Annotated in this window: 20 protein-coding genes; 7 read left to right on the top strand and 13 right to left on the bottom strand. The window is 71.9% G+C overall.

What is annotated here, in order from left to right:
• The first annotated feature begins 115 nt into the window (after nucleotides 1-115).
• Together IAG42_RS01285 and IAG42_RS01280 are read left to right on the top strand one after the other, a co-directional pair.
• On the top strand, nucleotides 116-1,729 hold the full coding sequence (locus IAG42_RS01285) for an MFS transporter (RefSeq protein ID WP_188335131.1): 1,614 nt from the start codon (nucleotides 116-118) through the stop codon (nucleotides 1,727-1,729).
• Nucleotides 1,730-1,773: 44 nt separating this feature from the next.
• On the top strand, nucleotides 1,774-3,069 hold the full coding sequence (locus IAG42_RS01280; RefSeq protein ID WP_188335130.1) for an MFS transporter: 1,296 nt from the start codon (nucleotides 1,774-1,776) through the stop codon (nucleotides 3,067-3,069).
• Between the two features lie 11 nt (nucleotides 3,070-3,080).
• On the opposite strand, the gene IAG42_RS01275 is transcribed toward IAG42_RS01280, so the two are convergent.
• A complete protein-coding gene (locus IAG42_RS01275; RefSeq protein WP_188335129.1) occupies nucleotides 3,081-3,731 on the bottom strand; it encodes a TetR family transcriptional regulator in 651 nt (216 codons plus the stop codon).
• A 102-nt stretch (nucleotides 3,732-3,833) separates the two neighbouring features.
• Here IAG42_RS01275 and IAG42_RS01270 point away from each other — a divergent pair, with 102 nt between their 5' ends.
• From IAG42_RS01270 to IAG42_RS01255, 4 genes are all read left to right on the top strand, one after another.
• Entirely contained in the window at nucleotides 3,834-5,039 is a 1,206-nt protein-coding gene (locus tag IAG42_RS01270) for a cytochrome P450 family protein (RefSeq protein ID WP_188335128.1), read from the top strand.
• A gap of 162 nt (nucleotides 5,040-5,201) precedes the next feature.
• On the top strand, nucleotides 5,202-6,434 hold the full coding sequence (locus IAG42_RS01265) for a PP2C family protein-serine/threonine phosphatase (protein ID WP_188335127.1): 1,233 nt from the start codon (nucleotides 5,202-5,204) through the stop codon (nucleotides 6,432-6,434).
• A gap of 106 nt (nucleotides 6,435-6,540) precedes the next feature.
• A complete protein-coding gene (locus IAG42_RS01260; RefSeq protein ID WP_223205799.1) occupies nucleotides 6,541-6,798 on the top strand; it encodes a hypothetical protein in 258 nt (85 codons plus the stop codon).
• The gene (locus tag IAG42_RS01255; RefSeq protein ID WP_188335126.1) at nucleotides 6,791-8,395 is read left to right on the top strand and encodes a helix-turn-helix domain-containing protein; all 1,605 of its coding nucleotides are present in this window, start codon (nucleotides 6,791-6,793) and stop codon (nucleotides 8,393-8,395) included. The genes IAG42_RS01260 and IAG42_RS01255 overlap by 8 nt, the downstream gene beginning before the upstream one ends.
• A 288-nt stretch (nucleotides 8,396-8,683) precedes the next feature.
• Here the strand turns inward: IAG42_RS01255 and IAG42_RS01250 are convergent, their stop codons facing one another.
• From IAG42_RS01250 to IAG42_RS01205, 10 genes are all read right to left on the bottom strand, one after another.
• Nucleotides 8,684-9,751, bottom strand: coding sequence for an alpha/beta hydrolase family protein (locus IAG42_RS01250; protein WP_223205798.1), 1,068 nt, complete (start codon nucleotides 9,749-9,751; stop codon nucleotides 8,684-8,686).
• Between the two features lie 116 nt (nucleotides 9,752-9,867).
• Entirely contained in the window at nucleotides 9,868-10,119 is a 252-nt protein-coding gene (locus IAG42_RS01245) for a hypothetical protein (protein ID WP_188335124.1), read from the bottom strand.
• Between the two features lie 60 nt (nucleotides 10,120-10,179).
• The gene (locus IAG42_RS01240) at nucleotides 10,180-10,833 is read right to left on the bottom strand and encodes an SGNH/GDSL hydrolase family protein (protein WP_188335123.1); all 654 of its coding nucleotides are present in this window, start codon (nucleotides 10,831-10,833) and stop codon (nucleotides 10,180-10,182) included.
• A gap of 49 nt (nucleotides 10,834-10,882) precedes the next feature.
• Complete coding sequence (locus IAG42_RS01235; protein ID WP_188335122.1) at nucleotides 10,883-11,704, bottom strand: sugar phosphate isomerase/epimerase family protein; 822 nt, start codon at nucleotides 11,702-11,704, stop codon at nucleotides 10,883-10,885.
• Nucleotides 11,705-11,812: 108 nt separating this feature from the next.
• Nucleotides 11,813-13,240, bottom strand: coding sequence for a polysaccharide lyase 6 family protein (locus IAG42_RS01230; RefSeq protein ID WP_188335121.1), 1,428 nt, complete (start codon nucleotides 13,238-13,240; stop codon nucleotides 11,813-11,815).
• 63 nt (nucleotides 13,241-13,303) lie between these two features.
• A complete protein-coding gene (locus IAG42_RS01225) occupies nucleotides 13,304-14,731 on the bottom strand; it encodes a polysaccharide lyase 6 family protein (RefSeq protein ID WP_188335120.1) in 1,428 nt (475 codons plus the stop codon).
• 48 nt (nucleotides 14,732-14,779) lie between these two features.
• Nucleotides 14,780-16,105: an alpha-L-fucosidase gene (locus tag IAG42_RS01220; protein ID WP_188335119.1), complete on the bottom strand. Its 1,326-nt coding sequence runs from the start codon at nucleotides 16,103-16,105 to the stop codon at nucleotides 14,780-14,782.
• A 53-nt stretch (nucleotides 16,106-16,158) separates the two neighbouring features.
• Complete coding sequence (locus IAG42_RS01215) at nucleotides 16,159-17,025, bottom strand: carbohydrate ABC transporter permease (protein WP_188335118.1); 867 nt, start codon at nucleotides 17,023-17,025, stop codon at nucleotides 16,159-16,161.
• Nucleotides 17,022-18,002, bottom strand: coding sequence for a carbohydrate ABC transporter permease (locus IAG42_RS01210; RefSeq protein WP_188335117.1), 981 nt, complete (start codon nucleotides 18,000-18,002; stop codon nucleotides 17,022-17,024). Before IAG42_RS01210 ends, IAG42_RS01215 begins: the two co-directional genes overlap by 4 nt.
• A complete protein-coding gene (locus tag IAG42_RS01205) occupies nucleotides 17,999-19,327 on the bottom strand; it encodes a sugar ABC transporter substrate-binding protein (protein ID WP_188335116.1) in 1,329 nt (442 codons plus the stop codon). Before IAG42_RS01205 ends, IAG42_RS01210 begins: the two co-directional genes overlap by 4 nt.
• A 493-nt stretch (nucleotides 19,328-19,820) precedes the next feature.
• On the opposite strand from IAG42_RS01205, the gene IAG42_RS01200 reads away from it, so the two are divergent.
• Complete coding sequence (locus IAG42_RS01200) at nucleotides 19,821-20,831, top strand: hydroxyacid dehydrogenase (protein ID WP_188335115.1); 1,011 nt, start codon at nucleotides 19,821-19,823, stop codon at nucleotides 20,829-20,831.
• 295 nt (nucleotides 20,832-21,126) lie between these two features.
• Here the strand turns inward: IAG42_RS01200 and IAG42_RS01195 are convergent, their stop codons facing one another.
• Nucleotides 21,127-22,110: a TolB-like translocation protein gene (locus tag IAG42_RS01195; protein ID WP_188335114.1), complete on the bottom strand. Its 984-nt coding sequence runs from the start codon at nucleotides 22,108-22,110 to the stop codon at nucleotides 21,127-21,129.
• On the bottom strand, nucleotides 22,107-23,366 hold the full coding sequence (locus IAG42_RS01190) for an MFS transporter (protein ID WP_188335113.1): 1,260 nt from the start codon (nucleotides 23,364-23,366) through the stop codon (nucleotides 22,107-22,109). The genes IAG42_RS01195 and IAG42_RS01190 overlap by 4 nt, the downstream gene beginning before the upstream one ends.
• Nucleotides 23,367-23,414 lie beyond the last annotated feature (48 nt).

The raw sequence follows: 23,414 nt of genomic DNA, 5'->3' as shown, positions 1-23,414 counted from the left end.
TCCGGCGCAGTGTGGGGATCCGACGGAGCCGGGCGCCACGGCACCGTCCGCGCGCCGCATCCACTCGGCCGACCACACCCCGTCAGGCACACCGCACCGCACCATGGAGGACCCCATGCCGTCGCACACCGCAGCCGAGGCCGGCCAGGCACCAGGGCCGAAGGCCGGTCCGAGACAGTGGCTGGGACTCGCCGTCCTCGCCCTGCCCACCCTGCTGATCTCCCTCGACCAGAGCGTGCTCTACCTGGCCCTGCCCCATCTGGCCCGGGACCTCGCGCCGACCGGAACGCAGACGCTGTGGATCATGGACATCTACGGCTTCCTGATCGCCGGATTCCTGATCACCATGGGCACCCTCGGCGACCGTGTCGGCCGCCGCCGGCTCCTGACGATCGGCGCCGCGGCGGTCGGTGCCACCTCCGTCGCGGCCGCCTGGTCGACCAGCGCCGAGGCTCTCATCGTCTCCCGGGCCCTGCTCGGCATCGCCGCCGCGACGCTCATGCCGTCGACCCTCGCCCTCATCGGCAACATGTTCCATGACCCGGCCCAGCGCGCCCGCGCCATCGCCGTGTGGGCCAGCTGCTTCATGGGCGGCACGGCGCTCGGCCCCGTCGTGGGCGGGATCTTCCTGGAGTACTTCTGGTGGGGGTCGGTGTTCCTGCTCGGCGTGCCGGTCGCGGCCCTGCTGTTGATCGCCGCGCCGAAGCTGCTGCCCGAGTACAAGGACCCGGACGCCGGCCGCATCGACCTGTTCAGCGTGCTGCTCTCGCTCGTGTCGATCCTCTCCGTGATCTACGGCCTGAAGGAACTGGCCCGGCACGGTCTCGCCCCCGTACCGCTCGCGGCGGTCGCTCTGGGCCTCGCCGTCGGCACCGCGTTCGTGCGGCGACAGGGCAGGCTCGAGCACCCGCTCCTCGATCTGAAGCTCTTCCGCGTCGGAGCCTTCACCGCCGCGCTCCTGATCCTCATGGTGTCGATGCTCGGCACCGGCGGCGGCTACCTCTTCATCACCGGCTTCCTGCAGATGGTCGAGGGCCACTCGCCGATGGAGGCCGGTCTGTGGATGGTGCCCGCGGCCGTCGCCTCGATCCTCGCGGCCCAGGTGGCACCGGTCCTCACCCGGCGCTTCCAGCTCGGCACCGTCGTCGGCGTCGCGCTGATCGTCGGCACGGCCGGATATGTGCTGCTGACCCTCGTCGACGCGGTCGCCGGGATGCCGCTGCTCATGACCGGCTTCGTGATCGTCTTCATCGGGGTCGGGACGTTCGGTTCGCTGGGCACGGGCCTCGTCGTGGGGTCCGTACCGCCCGAGAAGGGAGGGTCGGCGGCGGCCCTGTCCTCCATCAGCGGCGATCTCGGCACCGCCCTCGGCGTCGCCGTCCTCGGCAGCCTCGGCACCGCCGTCTACCGCGCCACGCTCGACGCCCCCGAGGGAACCCCGGACCGCGCCGCCGAAGCGGCGGGAGCATCCATGGAGAACGCCCTCGCGACCGCCCGCGAACTCCCCGCGCGGACCGGCGAAGCCCTGCTCACCGCGGCCGAGGAGGCCTACACCGCCGGGCTCAACGCCGTTGCCGCCGCCTGTGTCCTGATCACCGCGACCAGCGCCGTCATCGCCCTCACCATGCTCCGCAGGCGCCGGGGTGCCGATTCGCCCCCGAACGCGGACGGAGCGACCGCGAGTCAGGAGTCGGTCGCAGACCTGACGGACTCCGTCGGCCCCCGCTGACCAGCCTGATCGCCGTTCCCGCCCCTGACTTCTTCGGAGTACGCATGCGTGACTCGACCGCGACCCAGGACCCGGGCCAGTTGCCTGCGGCCCCGGAGACGCATGGATCCGCCGGTGAGGCGACGGCGGCCGCCCCGCCGGCCCACCCCTCCCGCTCCGTACCGGCCCTGTGGCTCGCCCCGATCGCCGCCCCGCTCTCCATGGGCATCGCCGGCCCGTCCCTCGTCCTCGACGCCGTCGCACGTGACCTCGACACCTCGGTCGCCGCCGTCACTTGGTCCGTGACCGCCTTCGGCTGGGGCGCGTCCGTCGGTACGCCGCTGGCGGCAGGTCTGCTCCGGTACCGGGGGACACGGGCCGCCCTGACGGTGAGCGCGCTGCTCGTCGCCGCCGGGGCGAGTCTGGTGATGTCCGCGCCCGTGCTGCCCGCCCTGATCGTGGGCAGCGCGTCGCAGGCGCTGGGCGCCGCCGGTCTGACCACGGTCGCCCTGCAACTGGCCCGCTCCCCGCGCAGGATGGGCCTGGTCACCGCCTCGCTCGCGGTCACCGGCTCCACCGCGCCGCTCGTCGGCTCCCTCGCGGGCGACCTGCTGTCCTGGCGGGCGGCGCTCACCCTCCCGCTGATCGGCCTGCTCGGCGTCCCCGCCGTGCGGCGCCGCGTCACCGAAGGGCCCGCGACCGAACACGCCGCACAAACGGAAGAAGCCGACCGCTTCGACCTGACCGGAGCCCTGCTGCTCACCGCGCTGGCGACCGCACTGGTCATGATCCCGCACCGGCCGGCCGTGGCCGCCGTGTTCGCCGTCATCGCGCTGGTCGCACTCGCGCTGCGCCTGCGGGCCCGTCCCCGCGGTTTCGTGCCCGCCGACGTGGTCCGCAGGCCCGCGTTCCTCCTGGCCGCACTGCCCGCGTTCGTGCTGGCGGTGGTCAACTTCGGCCTGGTGTACGCCGTTTCGGGCCGGCTCGCGGACGACACCGGCTGGTCGTCCGGTGCGATCGGCGCCGCGATGGTGTGGCCCATGCTGCTGGGCGGCGCACTGTCCTGGTTCGTGGTCGCCGCCTCCGTCCGGACGGGTCACCGCCCGATCGTCCTGGCGCTCCTCGCCCTGGGCGCCACCGCACCCGTGGTGACCTGGCTGGGCGGCGGGGCGGCGCTGCTGCTCGGGGCGCAGGCCCTGTCGTCCGTCGCCGCGTCCTCCGGCCAGGGCGTGTTCTCCGTACGGGCCGCCGATGCCGTCCCCGAGCGCGAACGCCCGGCGGCCATCGGCCTGTTCACCCTCTGCTACCTGCTCGGCGCCGCCTTCGGCCCGGCGCTGGTGACCCTCCTGCCGACGGCCTGAGGGAGCCGTCGCTACCCCTGATCCTTCTCCGAAGACTGGTGCGGCCGGTGGATGTGGTGGAGCACGGTGGTGAGCTGCTCGGCGGTCAGGTGCGGGGAGGGAAGCGGCTGGGCGGGGCGGGTGCGGAGGCTGTCGAGGAGGAGGGTGAGTGGGCGGCGCCACGCGCCGGGCACGGTGGCCTGGAGGGCGGGCGCCGTGCGGCCCAGGGCGGCCAGGGCGAGGAGGAGATCCTCGGTGACGACGTCCGTACGGACGAGCCCCTGATCACGGCAGCGTTCGAGGAGGCCGGTGAGCGTCTCCGCGTTGTGGACGTGCAGCTTCTCCAGCGTGGCGACGCCCTGGATACCGGTGGTCATGAGGTCGCTGGCGCCCCGGTCGGTGGCCAGGACCGTGAAGACGTGGTCGAGGTAGCCGGTGAGCCCCTGCCAGGGGTCCTCGGCGCGCCGGGCTTCCTCGCCCGCGTCGACGACGGTGCTGAGGGTGTCGTGGAAGACGGCCTCGATCAGGGCGGCTCGGTCGGGGAAGCGGCGGTACAGGGTCGCGTTGCCGACGCCCGCGCGGCGGGCGATCACGTCGAGGGGCGCCTCCACGCCCTGCTCGGCGTAGACCTGGCGGGCTGCGGCCAGGACCAGTTCACGGTTGCGCTGCGCGTCCTTCCTCACAGACGGAACCGTACAGGATCTGTGGAGTGCTCCCCGGTTCCTGTTAGGGTCGGCCGGGACAGGAACCGGGGAGTAATCCCCACTTCGTTGTTGGGAGCCGTCATGCCCGTACCGCAGACCGAGGAACTCGCGGCCTGGACCACCGATTTCGCCCTCGACCCCTACCCTGCGTTCGAGGCGCTGCGGGCGAAGGGGCCGGTGCACTTCGTCCGCTTCCCGACGGGTGAGACCGCGTGGATGATCCTCGGGTACGCCGAGGCGCGCGCCGCGCTCGCGGACCGGCGGCTGTGCCACGACGTGCGGGTCTCGGCGGAGTTCGACAGCGACGGCCTCTACTCGGTGGGCCGGAACATGCTGCAGACCGACCCGCCCGACCACACCCGCCTGCGGTCCCTGGTGGCACGCGAGTTCACCGCGCGGCGGGTACGGGCACTGCGCTCGCGGGTGCAGGAGGCGGCGGACGCACTCCTCGACGGGATGGAGCCGCTGGGGCGCGCGGACCTGATCGACGCGTTCGCCTTCCCGCTCCCGCTGACGGTCATCTGCGAACTGCTGGGTGTGCCGGGCGTCGATCACGGGCGGTTCCGGTCCTGGACCGCGAAGGTGCTCGCGGTGGGTGAGCCCGAGACCTCCGGCCTCGCCGCCCAGGAGCTGGCCGTGTACCTCGCGGGCCTGATCGAGGAGAAGCGCGGCATCGGCCGGGACGCGGCGGCGGAAGGCGATCTGCTGCACGCGCTGGTGACCGCGCACGACGACGACGGCGACCACCTCAGCGACGAGGAACTCATCGGCATGGCGTTCCTGCTCCTGGTCGCCGGCCACGAGACGACGGTCAACCTCATCGCCAACGGCGTACACCTGCTGCTGACCCGCCCCGACCAACTGGCCGCACTGCGCGCGGACGACTGCCTGGTGGAGGGATGGGTGGAGGAGACGCTCCGTTTCGAACCGCCGTCGCCGGCCGGCACCTACCGCTACACCTCGGAGCCGATGACGGTCGGTGGCGTCCTGATCCCGAAGGGGGCGCGCGTGGTCGTCTCCCTCGCGTCGGCGAACCGCGATCCCGCGCAGTTCCCGGATCCCGAGCGCTTCGACATCCGCCGGGACCCGGCCCTGACCCGCTCCCACCTCGCCTTCGGGCACGGCATCCACCACTGCCTGGGCGCGCCGCTCGCCCGCCTGGAAGCGAGCCTCGCGCTGCGCGCGCTCCTCGATCGCTTCCCCGACCTGGCCCTCGACGGAGATCCCGCGCCGGACTGGCGCCCGAGCCTGCTGCGGGGCCTGAGCCGCCTTCCCGTGCGCTGGTGAGACGGCGGGCCGTGACGGGAGCCTGAGCGCGGCGGCGGCCCGTGTCCCGGAGCCGCCGGACGGGCGCGTGGTGGGGTGCGGACGCCCGGGCGGGGGTGCAAGGTGGGGGCACATACTCAGGGCCGCCGCCGGTGACGGCCATGGACGTGGCGCAGGTGGATCGTGAACCGACCCGAGGTCGACTTCGAGGCCGTCTTCCATGCTCTTCCGGGTGCGGTCGCCCTCCTCACACCTGACCTCGTCTACGTAGAGGTCAACGAAGCCTTCCTGGCGATCTCCGGCCGCACCCGCGCCCAGCTCATCGGCCGCTACCTGTTCGACGTGTTCCCCGACAACCCCCAGGACCCGGCCGCCTCGGGCATGCGCAACCTGCAGGCTTCGCTGCGCCGCGTCGCCGAGACGGGCGAGCGGGACAGCATGGCGCTGCAGCGCTACGACGTCGAGGACGCGGACCGCCCCGGCGTCTGGCACGAGCGCTGGTGGAGCCCCGTCAACGTGCCGGTGCCTGCCGCCGACGGCGCGGTGGCGCTGCTGCTGCACCGCGTGGAGGAGGTCACCGAGCTGATCCGGGCACGGGGCCGGGAGGGGGCGGGGGAGCGGACGCCGGTCCTGGAGGCGGAGATCTACACCCGCTCGCGGGAGCTTCAGGAGGTCAACGAGCGGCTGCGCGCGGCGCACGCCCGGGAACGGGAGGTCGCGCTGCACCTGCAACGGGCGATGCTGCCCGCCTCCGGCGTCCCGGAAGGCCTGCGGGTGGCGGTGCGCTACCAGCCCGCCGTGAGCGCGCTGAACGTGTGCGGAGACTGGTACGACCTCATCGACATGCCCGCCGAAGGCCGTGCGGCGGTGACGGTCGGCGACGTCGTCGGCCACGGGCTGATCGCCGCGGGCGTCATGGGCCAGCTGCGCAGCGCGCTGTCGGCCGCGTGCCGCGTGGCCGGCGGACCCGGCCAGGCCCTCGAGGCCCTCGGGCTGTACGCCCGTTCCGTCGAGGGCGCGGAGTGCACCACCGCCGCCTGCGTGTTCATCGACTGGAACACCCGCACCCTCGCCTACAGCTGCGCCGGCCATCCGCCGCCCGCACTCGCCCGCCCCGACGGCACCGTCACCTTCCTCGCGCAGGCCACCGACCCGCCCCTCGGCGCCCGCCCCGAGCACTCCGCCCGCGCACAGGAGCACCTCCCCTTCCCCGAGGGTTCGGTGCTCCTCCTGTACACCGACGGCCTGGTGGAACGGCGGGGCGAGGACATCGACACGGGCCTGGACCGGCTCGCCCGCTCTCTCGCCCGGCACCGCGACCTGATCCCCGAAGAGCTCGCGGACGCGCTGCTCACCGACCTGATGCCGCCGTCCGGGCTGACCGACGACACGGCCCTGGTCGTCGTCTGCCTGTGACACACCGTGTGCCGATCGGGAGCCGCCCCGGATGCGTTCGGCCGTCCAGGTATGGAGGACCGTCAAGGTTTCCTGGACGGTCCACCCCTTCGCTAATGTGGCGCACGTGTCAGACGTGATGGGTGAGCGCGAGCTCGAAGAGGCGGTCCGGGCCCTGAGAAGCGCCGAGGACCGGGTGGCCGACGCACTGCGCGCCTACCTGGAGCGGGATCCGCTCACGGGCCGGCCCGTGTACGGCCGGATCGGACGGGCCGCGCAGATCACGGGCTGGGGGGAGCAGCGGGTCAAGGAGACCGCGATCCCGGGACTGGCCGAACGGCGCCGGGCCAAGCGGGCCGGCAAGGAGGCGGGCCACGGTGAGTGACTTCGACGCGATCGACTCGCTGCTCGCCTCCGTCGCCCCGGAGGCCGACCTGCCCGAGCGCCCGGTGCGGCGCGAACTGCGCGAGCAGGCAGGCCTGTCGAAGGCGCAGGTGGCCCGGGCCCTCGCGGTGAGCCCCTCCACCGTCGCGGCCTGGGAGTCGGACCGTGACCCGGCCGGCGAGGTCCGTACGAAGTACGCGTACCTCCTCGACGGCCTGGCCGCGAAGCTGGCCCCGCAGCCTGAACCCGCTGAGCCGGCGGAGCCCGCTGAGCCGTCCCCCGCGTCGCCTCCCACCACCACGGCCCAGGCCGCGCAGGACACGAACGACACGAACAGCACGAGCGGCACGAACGACGAGGACGACGACGTCGAGACGCTCGCCGTACCGGAGCCGTGCGTCCTGTGCGGAGCCCCCGCCGGACAGCGGGTCGCCGGTTTCCCGCAGCACCTCGACCCGGCCGACTGCGCCACCGCCGCCCCCCAGGCCCCCGCGGCGGAGCCCGCCCCGCGCCGGACGCGACCCGAAGCCCCCGCGCTCCGCACACCCCGAGCGGAGGCCCGGCCGGGGGACCGCGACGCGGGACCGAGGAAGCCGCCGACGAAGCGGGCCTTCCAGCCCCAGTCGGGACCGCCGGACCTGATCGCCGAGACCGTCCGCTCCGCGCTCGCCGCGCACGAAGGCGATGTGGAGGCGGCGACGGCAGCCCTGGTGCGCAAGGCGATCCCGGACGCGATGGCCCTGCTCGACGAGACCCGCAAGGGTGGCCGCTACGACGTCATCGCGCACCCGTGGGTGCCCGACATCCTGCGCAAGCAGACCGCGCGCGGCGCCGACTCGATCTGGGAAGCCCGCCCGAAGTGGACCCGCCCCGAACTCCCGCCGGGCGAGCACGAGGTGACGGCCCTCGACATGAACGGCGCGTACCTCTCGGCCCTCAAGACCCATCTCCCGATCGGCCAGTTGGAACACTCCACCGGGTTCGACCACGACCGCCGTCGCGCCGGCGTCCACCTGATCACCCCGCCCCACTGGGCGCACGACGCCGTGCTGCCCAACCCGATCGGCCAGCGCGACGAACCCGGCCCCCTGTGGGTCACCGAACCCACCCTGCGCCTCCTGCTGCGCCTGTCCGGCCCGAAGTACGGCCTGTGCGAGGCGCCGGAGATCCATGAGTCGTACACCTCGGGCGCCACGGAGAACCTCCTGGAGAAGTTCCGCGCCGCGCTCGTCACCGCCCGCGAGAACGCGATCGCCGAGGACGACGACGTCACCCTGGAGTACGTGAAGGCCATGTACTCCAAGTTCGTCTCCACGATGGGGGAGTCGAACTACAACCGGGAGCTGTACCGCCCCGACTGGATGCACCTGATCCGCTCCCAGGCCTTCGCCAACCTGTGGATGAAGGCCCTGAAGGCCCACGAGCAGGGCCTGAGCGTGGTCCGCGCGATGGGCACGGACGAACTCCACGTCATCGGAGACTGGCGCCGCGTCTTCGCCGAGGGCCGAGGCGTCACCGAGGTGAAACTCAAGGACGTCTACACCGCCGGAACCCCTCTGACGGACGACGACCCCACGGGGCCGGGGGCGGCGGACTAGGAGGTTCGGACGTCTCGCGGGCGCAGGAGGATCACGGCACCACGCACGAAGGCCGCCCGATGCGGGCGGCCCAGGGGCAAAAAACAGTCCCCGGAGTCCTCACCATTGCCATCTGCCTCAGTCGTCGCTGAGACTCCGGTACGAGGGGGCTTCGGGGGCCTGGCCAGAGCTTTGTTGAATCTCTTGCCAGTCGACGTCTCTTCTGGCGGTGCGATTCATCGGTTTTCTGGTGTGTTAATCAGTTTCCTCCCTATATGTCTCATGTCAAGGGTTCTGGGAAATTCTGGGTCAGGATGACGGCAGGCAGGGACGGACCTCGGGGTGGTCCGCGTTCAACCGGTCGAAGGCCGTCGGCTCGGCGTCGCGACGCAGGTGCTGGTCGAAGAAGGCGCGCAGGCAGGCGCGGATGATCGTCATTGTGCGCAGTCCCGAGGTGGCCGCGCCGAGCGGCAGGCCGAGCTGGTCGGCCAGGAGGCCGAGATCCGTGAAGGACGGGTGCTTGGCGCCCGCCACCACCAGCCAGCGTTTCCAGCCGGTGAGCAGGGGCCAGTCGCGCGCCCAGGTGTCCGCGGCGGGCCCGTCGCCGGGGGAGTACTGGCCGTCCCGGCCGAGGAACAGGAACGGGCGGTCCAGGCCGGTGTCCGGGATCAGCGCGTCGGTGCTGCCGTCCACGTCGCACCCCGCACGGATGCGCTCGTCCGCGAGCATCGCGGGGATGGTGGCAGCGCCGCCGGCGGAATGACCGGCCATGCCGATCCGGTCCGAGGACAACGCGGCCGCACCCGGCCAGGGCAGGTTGCCGCCGAGCAGCTGGTCCAGAACGAATGAGGCGTCCCGGGCGCGGCCCGTCTTCACCTTGCGCCAGAAGTCGGCGGTACGTGCGTATCCGTGACCGAGGGCGAAGGTGGCCACCCGGCCGTCCGGAAAGGCCGTGGCCGCGGTCTCGTAGGTGTGGTCGATCGCGACCGCGACGTACCCGTGGCTGGCCAGGTCCTCGCCGATCGAGGTGAGCGTGGCGCGGGGCCGGGTGAAGCCGGGCGAGAGAAGGACCAGCGGCAGGTCGCGCAGACCGGGGGCGAGCGGGGCGTCCGGGAAGGCGTGGGTGCGGACCGCACTCAGTGTGTCGGCTGCGAGGGGGAGGTCCTGGCCGGCCAGGACTGCCGTGGCTTCGGCTTGCGTCAGGTAACGGGCGCGCGGGCCGGAGGGGCCGGCGGTCGGGTACCAGAGCGAGATCATCAGCTCGCGCGTCGATACGTCCGCGCGCCACGGGTCCGGGCGGGAGACATCCTCGACGTACACCGACGTGGTGCCGACCGGATGCGGTCCGGTCGGCACCGGGAGGGTGGGAAGGGCCATGCGGTGCATCGTCGTCGGCCGCGCCCCGCCGCACCATCGGGGAGATCCCCGATTTGTGGGTCGCCCCGGTGCGGGGCTCGGTCGATCAGACCTTGGGCGGCGACGCGTGCGGAGGGCTAGCCCAGCGGGAGGCCACCGAGCGTCGATCCCTGGATGTTCTGCGTGACTCCCTGTCCGGCGGTCGCCTGGTCGAGCAGACCGCCGCCCAGGCTGGGCAGGTCGGCGTTGTTGTTCTCGCCGACCGGGCCGAGGGGAGTGGGGAGCGAGGCCGGGGCGATCTGGGTGGTGGCCGCCTGGGCCGTACCGGCTGTGGCCAGGGCGGCACCGGCGACGGCGCAGGTGGCAAGGACGCGCATGATGTTCGACATGACCTGCAAACGATCACCGGCCTCGCGAGTCACACACGAACGGTGCGAGTGACGGGCAGGCTACTGCGCCCTGGGGTCCGACTCGGCTCCGACCGTGGACAACCAGGCGTCGGCGATGAGCCGGTGCCCCAGCGGGGTCGGGTGGACGCCGTCCCCGGCAAGGTCCGCCGCGCGGTGGTCGTGGGCGGCGCGTTGCAGGACGAGATCGGCGCGCACCACCTGCGCTCCGTGGCGCGTGGCAGCCCGCAACACGGCCTCGATGCGCGGCCCCAGGTCCTCGAACCACGCTTCCTGCCCCGGCTCCACCGGGAGGAGGAACGGGGTGATGACGACCAGCCGGGGAGTGAGCCGCTGCGCGGTGACGGCCAGCAGGCGGTCCAGGCACGCCTGGAACTCGGTGACGGGGCTCAGCACGCCCTGGTCGTAGCGTCGCCAGGTGTCGTTGATGCCGATCTTGACGGTGACCACGGTGGGTTCCTCGTCGAGGACGTCCGTCGTCCAGCGGGCTTCGAGGTCGTACACGCGATGGCCGTTGATCCCCCGGTTGACGATCCGGGGCCCTGGGCCGCTCTCCCTGCCCTCCCTCAGCGACTGGGCGATCTCGCTGACATAGCCGTTGCCGAGGGAGGCGGCGTCCGCGCGGTCGCGACCCGCGTCGGTGATGGAGTCACCGATGAACAGGAGTGTGTCGTCGTTCGTGAGGTGCGTGTGCATGGCTGCCGTCCGGGGAGAGAGGAGAGGAGAGGAGAGGAGAGGAGGTCAACTATGGATGCCGTGTGAGGGATTGACCGGCCGACTGTCTCAGGGTGGATGCCTCGCGGGCCAGGATCTCGGGGTCGTCGCCGGGGACGAACTCCAGGAGCGCGTCCAGGCCCCGGCCGTCCAGAAGGCCGAGAGCGGCGGTCCACAACCCCGCGCGCTCCGCCAAGGGGCGTCTCGTGTTGCCCGGCCACCAGGAGAACGCGTGGACGGCGGCGACCCGGTCGCCGAGCCGGGCGAGCCCCGCCAGTGCCTCCTCGTCGGGAACGTCTTGGGGCGGCTGCCAGTACGTGTGGAAATTGTCCGCGTCCACCTCGTCCAGCAGCCGGAGGGTGGAGTCGACCGTGTCGGTGAGGGTGTTGCCGTGGAACTCGGTCGCGAGCGTGAGGCCGTGGTCCGCGGCGATCCGGGCAGCCTCCCGCAGGCGGCGTACCGTCCCGTGCCGCTCGTCGGGCAGGACGTACCCGGATCCGGTGCCGCCCGCCCAGACGCGGATCCGCCGCGCTCCGAGCAGCGCCGCGGCGCGGGCGACGGCGGGAAATCCGGCGGCTTCCCCCGGGCAGGCGCGGAAGTAGGAACCGTAGGAACAGCACATCAGCCCGTAGCGGTCGGAGATCTCCCGGACCGCGCGGACGGTGCTCGGGTCGTCGGCGGGGGCGTGCACGTCCGCGCCCCACTCGATGACCTCGAGGCCCGCGTGGACGGCGTACCGCGCGACCTCGAGCGCGGGCAGCCGGCGGAAGGTGACCGAGCAGAGACCCAACCGGGTGCGCCCCGCGTCCGGGACGGGGGCTGTCCCGCCGACTCGGCTGTTGGTCCCGGTCATGGCACTGCCTTCCTTCTGTCTTCCTCGTGCGGTGGCGCGGGTGGGGTGAAGCGGCCGCCCCCACAGACGGCCGCTTCAGGGGGTCGCGGGTGACCGACCCGGGTTCGGTCAGGGGGCGTTCGGCCCCACGTCCGATGTCGTGAGCGGGTGACGCAGCGCGGGCGCCGTGGAGTACTCGTCGGCGCCGATGTCCCGGACGCTGCCGCGCGGGTCCCCGTCGACGTCGTCGGTGACGGGCGTACCGGCGAGGGTGGCGGCGCCGATCGCCGGGCTGGCCGAGGTCAGGCGCATGACCCCGTCGGCGCCCTGGGCGAGGCGCGGGTCGGCCCGGGTGAAGCCGCCGGCGGGGATGTTGCCGTCGGAGGCCGCGCCCCACAGCAGGTTGCTCTGCCAGGTGAAGCCGGTGGTGGCGCCCATGGCGACGAGGCTGCCCGCGTCGCCGACGAGCAGGTTGTCGGCGACGACGACGTCCCGCGGCTCGTACGTCCGGGTCTCTCCCGAGAGCGTCTCGTTGTTGCCGATCAGGGAGTTGTGGGCGATGAGGGCGCGGTCGCAGGCGTCGTTGCCGCGTCGCTCGTCCTCCGTCTCGCCGTCGTGGTGGTCGCGCGTGGTGCCGCTGCCGATGACCAGGGCACGGCCGGACAGCCCGCTGACGTAGTTGTTGAGGATCTTGTGGTCGTTGCCGTAGACACGGATGCCTTCCTCGCCGCCGATCAGATGATTGCTCTGGACGGTGGAGCGGTTGCCGTGGCGCAGGACGATGCCGCCGAGGCTGTCGCGGACGGTGTTGTACCGGACGGTGTTGTCCGAGGACTTCACGGAGATGGCTTCGGGGTCGCCGTTGCAGCGCTCGAAGAGGTTGTACTCGACGAGGGCGTTGGCGCTGGACAGGGCGCGCCCGCTGACGCCGAGGCGGATGGGCTCGCCGCCGTTGGACCCGCCGAAGCTGTGGTCGGAGAAGTGGTTCCGCAGGATGTGCAGGTTCTGGGCCATGTCCGTGGAGCCGGGGCCGTCCACGACGAGGAAGATGCCCGCGGTGGTCTTGTCGTGGAAATGGTTCCGGTCGATCTTCGAGTCGTTCGACCGTACGACGACCCAGTAGGGGTCCCCGGTGTCGGCGAACTGGAAGTCGTTGCGGGTCAGCCGGATCGACGAGCAGCTGGCCGGCAGTTCGAGGGTGGTGCTCTGCCGGAAGGCGAAGCCGCTGAGGGTGATGTGACTGGAGTTGCTCAGGACGAAACCGCGCTCGCCCTTGAGCACGGCGCCGCCGCGGCTCTGGGACACGATGGTGATCGGTGCGCTGCTCGTCCCGTGCTTGCCGGAGATGGTGAGGGCGCCCCCGGACGGGACCGTGTAGGTGCCGTCGGCGACGACGATCCGGTCCCCGGGCGCCGCGCTGTTGATCGCGTTCTGCAGCGCGGTCAGCGACGAGACCGGGATGTCGGCCGCCGACGCGCTGGTGGTCAGCGCGGTGCCGACGGGGACGGTGGCGAGTGCGGCCACGGTGGCGGTTCTGAGGAACGTGCGTCGTTGCATGGTGCCTCCTTCATGGGTGGGGGACAGGAGCTCGGGGACGGGAGTCGAGAGGACAGGAGTGGTTCAGGGGGCATCGGGGCCGACGTCGGCAGGCGTCAGGGGGCCGCGCCCCGGCCTGCGCGAGGAGTACTCGTGCGCGCCCACGTCGCGGAGCCGGCCGCGCGGCTGACCGTCGATGTCGTGGGTGACGGGCGGACGGCGGAGCGTGCCGGCGTCGATCGCCGGGCTGTCGGCGGCCGGGCGGGCGATCCCGTACGCGTCCGTCACCAGGCGCGGGTCGGTCCGTTCGCCGCCCGTGGCGGGCATGTCGCCGTCGGCGGCGGCGCCCCACAGGATGTTGCCCGACCAGGTGAAACGCACGGTGGCGGCCATCGCGACCAACTGGCCGGTGTCCGCGACGAAGAGGTTGTCGGCGACGGTGACATCGCGCGGCTCGTGCGGGCGCTGGCTCTCGCCGGACACTGTGCCGGCGTTGTTCACCAGGGTGTTGTGGGCGATGAGGACCCGATCGGGGGCGTCGTTGCCGCGCCGCGCGTCGGGCGATTCGCCGGGCAGGTGGTCGCGCTCCGAACCGCTGCCGATCACCAGGGCGCGCCCCGACAGGCCCGAGAGGTGGTTGTTGACGATCACGTGGTCGTTGCCGTAGATCCGGATGCCTTCGGTGCCGTCGACGAGGTGGTTGGCGTCCACTCGATTGCGGTTGCCGTGGCGCAGGACGATGCCGCCGAGGCTGTCGCGGATCGTGTTGTGCCGGATGACGTTGTCGGAGCTCTTCACGGAGATGGCCTCCGGGTCGCCGTCGCAGCCTTCGAAGAGGTTGTGCTCGACGAGGGCGTGGGCGCTGGACAGGGCGCGGGGGCTGACGCCGAGGCGGATGGGTTCGCCGCCGTTGGACCCGCCGAAGGTGTGGTCGGCGAAGTGGTTGTGGTGGATGTGGACGCGCTCGGCCATCTCGTCCGTGCCCGCGCCCTCCACCCCGAGGTAGATCCCGAGCGTGCTCTTGCCGTGGAAGTGGTTGCGGTCGACCGTGCTGTCGTCCGCGCGGACCATCACCCAGTGCAGGCCCTCGATGTCGGCCAGCTGGAAGTCGTTGCGCGTGAGTCTGATGTGGGAGCAGTCCGGCGGGACGTCCAGGGTGGTGCTCTGCCGGAACGCGAACCCGCTGACGGTGATGTGGTGGGAGGCCTCGAAGACGAAGCTCTGTTCGCCCTGGAGGACGACGCCCCCGCGGGTCTCGGCGGCGACGGTCACGGGCGCGCTCTCGGTGCCGCGCTTGCTCCGTACGAGGAGGGGGCTGCCGGCAGGGACGGTGTAGGTGCCGTCGGCGACGACGATCCGGTCGCCCGGCCGCGCCCGGTCGATCGCCGCGCGGAGCTCGTCCAGGGTGTGGACCGTCGCGCGGGCCGGGAGGGCACTCGCGGTCGGCAGGGCGCCGGTGGCGGCGAGTGCCACCGCTGCCGCGGTGCTCATGAGGAAGGTGCGGCGCTGCATGGTGCCTCCGTGAGGGTGCGGGCGGTCTGAGGGGGACGGGGTACGGGGTCAGGCGTCTGCGGTGCCGTCCAGGAACAGTTCGATGACGGGGACGGGGGTGTCGGGGCGGCGTACGGGGATCTGGAGCGTGAGCGTTCCGGCGGGCTGTCCGCCCATCTCGGTGTTGACCGCGGGCCGGTCCGGCTCGATGTGGACCGGGACGATCTCGGAGGCGTCGTTGAGCAGTTGGGCGTAGCGCACCCGGCCGGCCAGGCCCGGCAGGTGCAGGTGGCGCAGCGGCCAGGCGAACAGATGGACGTAGAGACGGTCGCCGCGCTGGGTGTAGCGGCATTCGGCGGGGGCGGTGTATGCGGATGGGCCGCAGCCGCGGACCGAGCGCTCGTGCAGATCCATCCACCGGCCGATGTCGCCCAGGACCTCGGTGTCGCGGGCGTCGAGGTCGCCGCGGCCGGTGGGGCCCACGTTGAGCAGCAGGTTGCCGCCCTTCGACACCCCGTCGACGAGCATGCGGATCAGCAGGTCCGCGCTCTTGCGGTCGAGGTTGTCGCGGTCGTAGCCCCAACTGCCGTTCAGCGTCTGACAGGCCTCCCAGACCACGGGCCGGCCGTTCTCGGTCATCGGGCCGGACGGCTGGTACTGCTCGGGGGTGACGAAGTCGCCGGGCAGGCCGGTCCGGTCGTTGACGAGCACGTGCGGCTGGAGTGCGCGGACCGTCTCCAGGAGCTTCGGGGAGTCCCAGTCGTCGGGGCCCTTGCCGCCCCACCAGGTGCGTCCGGCGTAGGAGAAGTCGAAGAACAGGTAGTCGATCCGCCCGAACGAGGTCAGCAGCTCGCGGACCTGCCCGTGGAGGTAGCGCTGGTAGTCACGGATGTCCCGGTCGGCGTGGGCGGCCTTGAACTCCTCGTCGTCGCGCTGCGGATGGGTGCCGTCGACGGGGAAGGACGGGTGGTGCCAGTCGATCAGGGAGTGGTAGAGCCCGACCTGGAGCCCTTCGGCGCGGCACGCCTCGACGAACGGGCCGACGAGGTCGCGGCCGTGCGGGGTGTTGGTGACCTTGTAGTCGGTCAGGGCGCTGTCCCACAGGCAGAAGCCGTCGTGGTGCTTGGTGGTGAGGACGACATAGCGCATGCCGGCGGCCTTGGCGGTCCTCGCCCACCGGACGGGGTCGTAGCGGTCGGGGTCGAAGTGGTCGAAGTAGACCTGGTACTGCTCGTCGGTCAGCCGCTCCCGGTTCTTGACCCACTCGTGCCGTGCGGCGAGGGAGTACAGGCCCCAGTGGACGAACATGCCGAACCGGGCGGTGGTGAACCAGCCGGGATCCGGAGCTCCTTCGGGAGTTGGGGGAGCGGAGGGGTGTGCGGCGGCGGACGGCACGGGGCATCGTTCCTTCTCGTACACGGGCGGGGCGGGCGCGGAACCGGAGGGGGTCAGCCCTTCAGGGCGCCGGAGGACAGGCCGCTCACGAAGGAGCGCTGGAAGAACAGGAAGACGATCACGGAGGGCAGCAGGGCGAGCAGCGAGGCCGCCATGACGACTCCGGGCGTGACCGCGGGATCGATCCGCAGGGTGCGCAGCGCGAGCGGCAGCGTGTACGAGGAGGAGTCGGTGGAGACCAGCAGCGGCAGCAGGTACTGGTCCCAGATCATGGTGAAGCCGAACACCCCGATGACGCCCAGCGCGGGCTTGCACATCGGCAGGATGATCTGGGCGAAGATCCGCAGGTCGCCGGCGCCGTCGATGCGCGCGGCCTCCTCGAGCTCGCGGGGCACGTCCTTCATGAACTCGGTCATCACCAGGATGGAGAAACCCCAGGCGCCCAGGGGCACGATCATCCCGGCCAGGGTGCCGACGAGGTTGAAGTGGACGACCGGAAGGTCGGACAGGATCAGGGACAGGGGCAGCGCGAGGATCTCCTCGGGCAGCATCAGCGTCGCCAGGATGGCGACGAGGACCAGCGCCATGCCGGGGAACTTCTTGCGGGCCAGCGCGTACCCGGCCAGGACGGACACCGCGACCTGGAGCAGCAGGCCGAAGCCGACCACGAGGAACGAGTTCAGCAGGTAGGCGAGCACCCCCTGGTCGAAGGCGATCCGGAAGTTGTCGAGCGTGAGCCCGGAGGGGACGACGCTCAGCTGGGTCGGGTCCTTGACGTGGCCGAACGCGCTGACGAGCAGCGCGAGCAGCGGCCCGGCGAAGACGACGAGGACCAGGAGGTGGACGACGGCCTTGAGGACCCGTCCGCCGGCGCTGCGGCTCTCGGTGAGGCCCAGCGCGGTCTCGGTGTGCGCACTCACTTGCTCTCCCTGCGCCGCAGCAGTTGGACGACGACGGTCAGGATCAGCGTCGCGACGAACAGCAGCACGGCGCCCGCCGCTCCGACGCCGAGCCGGTTCTGCTCGAGTCCGAGCTTGTAGATGAGGGTCATGACGACCTCGGTGGAGCCGTCCGGGCCACCGTTGGTGAGCAGGAACACCTCGGTGAACACCCGCAGTCCGCGGATCGCGGCGAGGATGAACAGGATCGAGAACACCGACCGCAGACCGGGCACGGTCACGTGCCACACCCGCTGCCACCGGGACGCCCCGTCGACCTTCGCCGCCTCGTACAGGCCGCGGTCCACACTCGTCAGACCCGCGAGGATGATCATCATGTCGTAGGGGGCGCCGCGCCAGATCCCGGTGAGCATGATCGAAGCCATCGAGGTGTCCGGATCGTTGATGAAGCCGGACGGGCCCCAACCCACCAGACCGAGCAGGGAGTTGAGCATGCCGTCCCCGGTCGGGTGGTACATGATCCGCCACAGTTCGGCGACGACCGCGATCGGCACCACCACCGGGAGGAACGCCGCGGAGCGCACGAACCCGAGCCGGCGGCTCTGCCCCTCCATCAGCAGGGCGAGGACGAGGCCCAGCGCCATCGAGCCGGCCGTCTGTCCGGCGGCCAGGACGACCGTGTGCCAGGCGGCCTCACGGAATCCGGCGGACTCGAGCACCGTGGCGTAGTTGTCGGTGCCGACCCATCTGTTCCCCAGGTACGGCCGGACGTCCTGGAAGGACATGGTCAGCGCGTTCGCCATGGGGATGAACTTGAAGTACAGGAAGAGGATCAGCGCGGGGGCCAGGAAGAGCCAGGGCGTCCACCACTGGCCGGACCTGCGGTCGCGCGCCCGGCGGCCGGTGGAAGCGCCGCCTCTGCGGCCTTCCTTGTGCGTACCGGGCACACCGGGCGCGGCAGCCGTGGAGGCCGCCGGCTCGGCCTGGTCGAGGCTCATGACGCGGAGATCCCCTGCTCCTCGAGGATGCCGGCGAGCTGCTTGTCGAGCTCACGGAGCTTGGTCCCGGTGTCCAGGCCGCAGTCGGCCATGAGGGCGTTCAGGGTGTCGGCGGTCGCCTGGCGCACCGGCGTCCAGTTCGGGATGGACGGCGCGTACCGGCCGGAGTCCTGGTACACCTGCGCGTACGTCTTCCAGCGGGGGTCGGGGCGGACCTGGGAGATGTCGACGGACTTGTTGACGGGGAGCTGCACGGTGTAGGCGGTGTCGCCCTCCATGCCCGTCTTCTGCCCCTCGGCCGAGACCGCGAAGGAGGCGAACGCGTCCTGGCCGGCGCGGTTGTCGGAGCCCGCCATCAGGTAGACGGATCCGCCTTCGGCGAGGACCGTGGAGTCCTTGGGCCCCTTGGGCATCGGCACGACCTCGTACTTGTCCTTGCCGAGCGTCTCGTCGAAGCGGGGCAGCAGGTAGGGGCCGACGACGAACATGCCGGTCTTGCCGGACTCGAACGTCTCGTTCGTCGGCGGGGTGTCCATGGTCACGGCGCCGGGCTGGACGGCCTTGTCCTTGCAGCCCAGGTCGCGGAACCACTGCACCGCCTCGGCCGAGGCCTTGCTGGTCATCGCGGGCTTGTACGTGCCCTTGCCCGCCTCGGTGATGAAGTCACCGCCCGCGGCCCACAGGAAGTTGGAGAAGTACCAGGAGGCGTACCCGCGCTTGGTGGACAGCGGGGCGGCTAGCCCGGACGTGTTCTTCTTGCCGTCGCCGTCGGGGTCCCGGGTGGTGAACGCCTTGGCCATGGCGGCGAAGTCGTCCCAGGTCTCGGGGACGTCGAGCTTCAGCTTCTGGCGCCAGTCCTTGCGGATCAGCAGCGCGGACGCCTGCGCCGAGTACGGCAGTCCGTACTGCTTGCCGTCCACGCTCTTCCCGGAGTCCAGGCCCTGGCCGATGATCTCCTTGCTGTCCTCGATCTTGTCGAGGTCGATCTCCCGCAGCAGTCCCTGACTGTGCATGGCGCCGAGCTGCGTCACGTCGTTCATGACGATGTCGGGGAGCTTCTTCTGGGCCGCCCGCTGCTGCAGCTTGGTCTCGAAGTCGTCGAAGATGGCCGTGACCTTGACCTTGTAGCCCGTGGCCTTCTGGAAGGCGGCGGCGAGCTTGACCGCGCCCTGCTCGCCGGGCCCGCCGGGCGTCGTCCGCGTCCAGAGCTCCAGGGTGGCCTTCTTGTTCTGCTTGGCGTCCACTCCCGCGGGCCCGGACGAACAGCTGGTGAGGACCAGCGCCGAGGCGAGGACACCGGCACCGACCCATCGCGATCTCTGCATGACAACTCCCGTTCGGACGCACCACAGTTGGCCTGGAAAGCGCTTGCTGGGAACGTAGCGGGGCCGGAAACAGCGGTCAATACTCCGATGAATCTGAAAGTGCTTCAGGTGGTCGGCATGCCTTCCGTGGGCTCCCCGCGGAGGTGGGGTTTCCGTGGGTGCGGGCATGCCGAAGATGCTCCCCGCCCCATAAAGTGCCTGCTCTGAAAGGGTTTTCAGATGTTCGAGGAGTCGGTCACTCGGGTGCGGGAAGCCGGTGTGGGGGAGGTCGTCCCCGTCGGGCGGTGGGCGACAAGATGTCCGAGATTCTCGCTAGGTCCCTCCAGTCATCCGATGTATCGTCCGTGCCAGCCGCAGGGCATGCGCATCAAACAAGCCACACCACTGCGCATCACCCGAGCGCACGTTTTCGCACACACCCGAACCCGGGGGAGTGGCTGTCCCGCCGGCCCTCCACCCGCCTTCCGGATCCGCCGAAGGAGACCCGCCCGGCATGAACGCACCGGCCACCGCCCCCACCGCTCTGCTGGTCATGGAGAAGGAACGCCGGGCGGACGTCTATCCGCCCGAGGTGACCGCCGGCCTCGGCCGGCTCGTCCACTGGCAGGCACCGCCGCTCACGCGAGAGGAACTCGCCGACGCCCCCGGCGTTCTGAGCGACGTCGACCTCCTGCTCACCGGCTGGGGCGCGCCCGTCCTGGACGCCGCACTGCTCGGGCAGGCGCCCCGGCTGCGCGCCGTGTTCGTGGCGGCGGGGTCCGTACGCCACCTGACCACTCCCGAGTTCTGGGCGCGCGGCATCCCGATCGTCTCGGCCGCCGCGGCCAATGCCGTCCCGGTGGCGGAGTTCACTCTCGCCCAGGTCCTGCTCGGTCTGAAGCAGGCGCACCGCATCGCCCGGGACGTCGCGCAGCGCCGCCGGTTCCCGCGCGACCCCGAGGTAGCGGGCGGGTACCGGGCGCGGGTCGGCCTGTGGGGACTCGGCCACATCGGCCGTCTCGTCGCCGGGCACCTCTCCCGCTTCGACGTCGAGGTCGTCGCCACCGATCCCGCGGCCTCGCCGGACACCGCCCGGCAGGCAGGCGTCCGGCTGGTCGGCATCGAGGAACTGTTCGCCACCTGCCAGGTGGTCAGCCTCCACGCCCCGCTGCTGCCCGCGACCCGAGGCGCCATCGGGGAGAGCCTGCTGAACTCCCTGGAACCGGGCGCGACGCTGATCAACACCGCGCGCGGCGCCCTGATCGACGAACCGGCCGCCGTACGGGTCCTGCGGGCCAGGCCGGATCTCACCGCCGTCCTCGACGTCACGCACCCCGAGCCCCCGGCCCCGGACTCGCCGCTGTTCACGCTGCCCAACGTCGTCCTGACCCCGCACATCGCGGGCGCCCTGGGCGCCGAGCGCCACCGCCTCGGTCAGCTCGTGCTCGACGAGGTCCGCCGCTTCACGCTCGGCGAGCCGCTCCAGCACGCCCTCGACCCGGCCCGCGCCGCGTCGCTCGCCTGACATCTCCCTCGGTGCGGCGCCTGACGTCTCCCTCGGTGCGGCGGCTGCCGGACACCCGTGCCTGTCCGGCAGCCGCCACGAGGCACGACCGGGTCCGCGCCGCCGGCCGATCGGGCCTGTCCCCATGGCGCACCTCAGGTTTCCGGTCGGGCCCGAGTCGATGGACTCCTTGCGACCCTCACCTTGCCGTGAGCCGTCGCCGTGCCGTCGCCACGCCGCTAACGCCCGGTCGCCGTTTGATTTCCGGCCCTCCTGACCTGCACCTTCGAGCCTCATCTCCGGGCCCGGGACAGTCTCATCGGCCCGCGTTCATGCTCGGCGAGGAGGCGTCGCGGGCCCTGCGTACCGGCTCGCCCGTGCCGTCCGCGGGTACGGACCAGACGTCCGAAGAGCCGCGCGCCCGCCCGGGCAGGGCGTAGGCCACGGTGCCGTCGTCCAGCCACGCGGCCTGGTCGTCGACGCTGCGCGTCTCCGCCAGCTCGGTGTCGCGCAGCGTCTTCAGGTCGAGGACGTGCAGCCGCCAGGGGTCCGAGCCGCTGTCCCGCACCCGCTTCTTGTACGCGACGCGGGTGCCGTCGGGCGACAGCGACGGACACTCGACGTTCTCCCGCAGGGCACGCGCCGTCCAGGCCTTGAAGTCGCCCTCGACCAGGTACGTCCTGCCGCGCGTCGCCACCGTGGCGTAGAAGCGGTTGTCGTCCCGGGCGAACGTGATGCCCCAGAAGTTCACGTCGGACGCGGCGTAGCGCCGGCCGTCGAGGGTCAGCTGCAGGGTCTCCACGTTCTTGACGAGATAGCCGGTCCGGGTGTCGAGGATCCCGCTGCGGGTGGAGAAGGAGCCGCCGGAGTACGAGTCTCCGGTGACGAACACCGTCCAGGAGACCATCCGCCCGGACGGCGACACCCGGGCCCGGTTGGGTGTCCCGCCGAACGTGACCGTGCGCCGCGGACGCAGCGACCGGTCCAGGACGATCGCCTGGGTCCGGGGCGGGATCCCGGGCTTGGTGGTGAGGCACACGGCGCCGGTGCCGCTCGCGTAGAACCGGCGGCAGGACAGCGCCGTCTCCCGGGCGCCCCCCTTGCTGAGCGCGGCGACCTTCCCGTCGGCCGTACGGACGTACAGGCCGGGGGTGTTGTCGAGGGTGACGTGCGAAGACCCGGTGGCGGGCCCGCCGCGATCGGCGGCCCGGACCGTGTACACGACGGCGAACGTGGCCAGGACGACAGCGGCCAGGGACACGGCGCCCACCCGGGCGCGCGGGGACAGCGTGGGGGTCATGCGGACTCCGTCGGGTGCGCGGGCAACAGGAAACGGGCGAGGAGGAGCGTGGCCGTCAGCCCGGCGGCGGCGAGCGCCAGCGCGGCCTGCATGCTCCAGAGCGTCCACGCGGCGCCGAACAGCACCGACGCCAGCAGCCGCCCGACCGCCTGTCCCGACTGCAGCAGCGCCAGACCGGCCGCGCGCTGCTTCTCGGGGACGACCGGGCCGCCCAGGGCCATGAGGACTCCGTCGGTGGCCGCGTAGTAGGTGCCGAGCAGGACCAGCACGAGGACCGTCAGCGGCCATCCCGGGACGGGGGAGAAGAGGACCAGGTAGACGCCGAGCAGCCCCAAGTGGCCCCACAGATAGGGGATCCGGCGCCCGAGCCGGTCCGCCGCGCGGCCGACGGGGACGGCGAGGAGCAGGTAGACGGCCGCGCTGCCCAGAGGCAGCAGAGGGAAGTAGACCGTGTCGAGGTCGAGGCGCTTCTGGAGGACGAGGTAGAGGAAGCCGTCGCCGACCGACATCAGGCCGAGCAGGGAGGCGGCGACCAGCACGCGGCGGAACGCGGGGACCGCGGGCAGCCGGAGGGCCGCGCGCAGGTCGGACGGACGGGACGTGGCGGCCGCGGGTGACGGGTGCGCCGGTACGAACGCGTACAGGAGCACGACCCCGAACAGGCCGAAGCAGAAGCTGACGAGGAACACGACGTCGTACGCGTCCACCGCGAGCCACAGCAGCGCGAACGCCGCGAGAGGGCCCAGCAGCGCACCGGTCGTGTCCATCGCGCGATGCACACCGAAGGCGCGGCCGAGGTCCCGCTCGGCGCAGGAGAGCGAGATCATCGCGTCGCGCGGCGCCGTCCGCACGCCCTTGCCGACCCGGTCGGCGGCGAGCGTCGCAGAGAGCGCCGTGGTGGAGCCGCCGGCGAACAGCAGCCCCAGCTTGCACACGGCGGACAGGGCGTAGCCGGCCCCGGCGACGAGCCGGTGGCGCTGCCGGCGGTCGGCGAGATGCCCGCCGGCCAGACGGACGACGGCGGAGACTCCGTTGTACAGCCCGTCCAGGAACCCGAACTGCAGTGGATTGAGCCCCAGTTGGAGGACGAAGTAGAGGGGGAGGACCGCGGTGACCATTTCGGAGGAGATGTCGGTCACCAGGCTGACCGCGCCGAGCGCGAGGACCGTGGAGGCGACACGGGTGCGGCGCGCGGGGCGTTCGGGGGCGGCCTGGACGGTCGAGGGGGGACCGCTCCGGCCGGCGGCGAGATACATGTGAACTCCCGGGAGGCGCCCCGGGCGCGCCCGTGCTCACGGACGTGC

The sequence above is a fragment of the Streptomyces xanthii genome (assembly GCF_014621695.1).
Taxonomy (GTDB): Bacteria; Actinomycetota; Actinomycetes; order Streptomycetales; family Streptomycetaceae; genus Streptomyces; species Streptomyces xanthii.
This window is presented reverse-complemented; position numbering and strand designations above follow the sequence as displayed.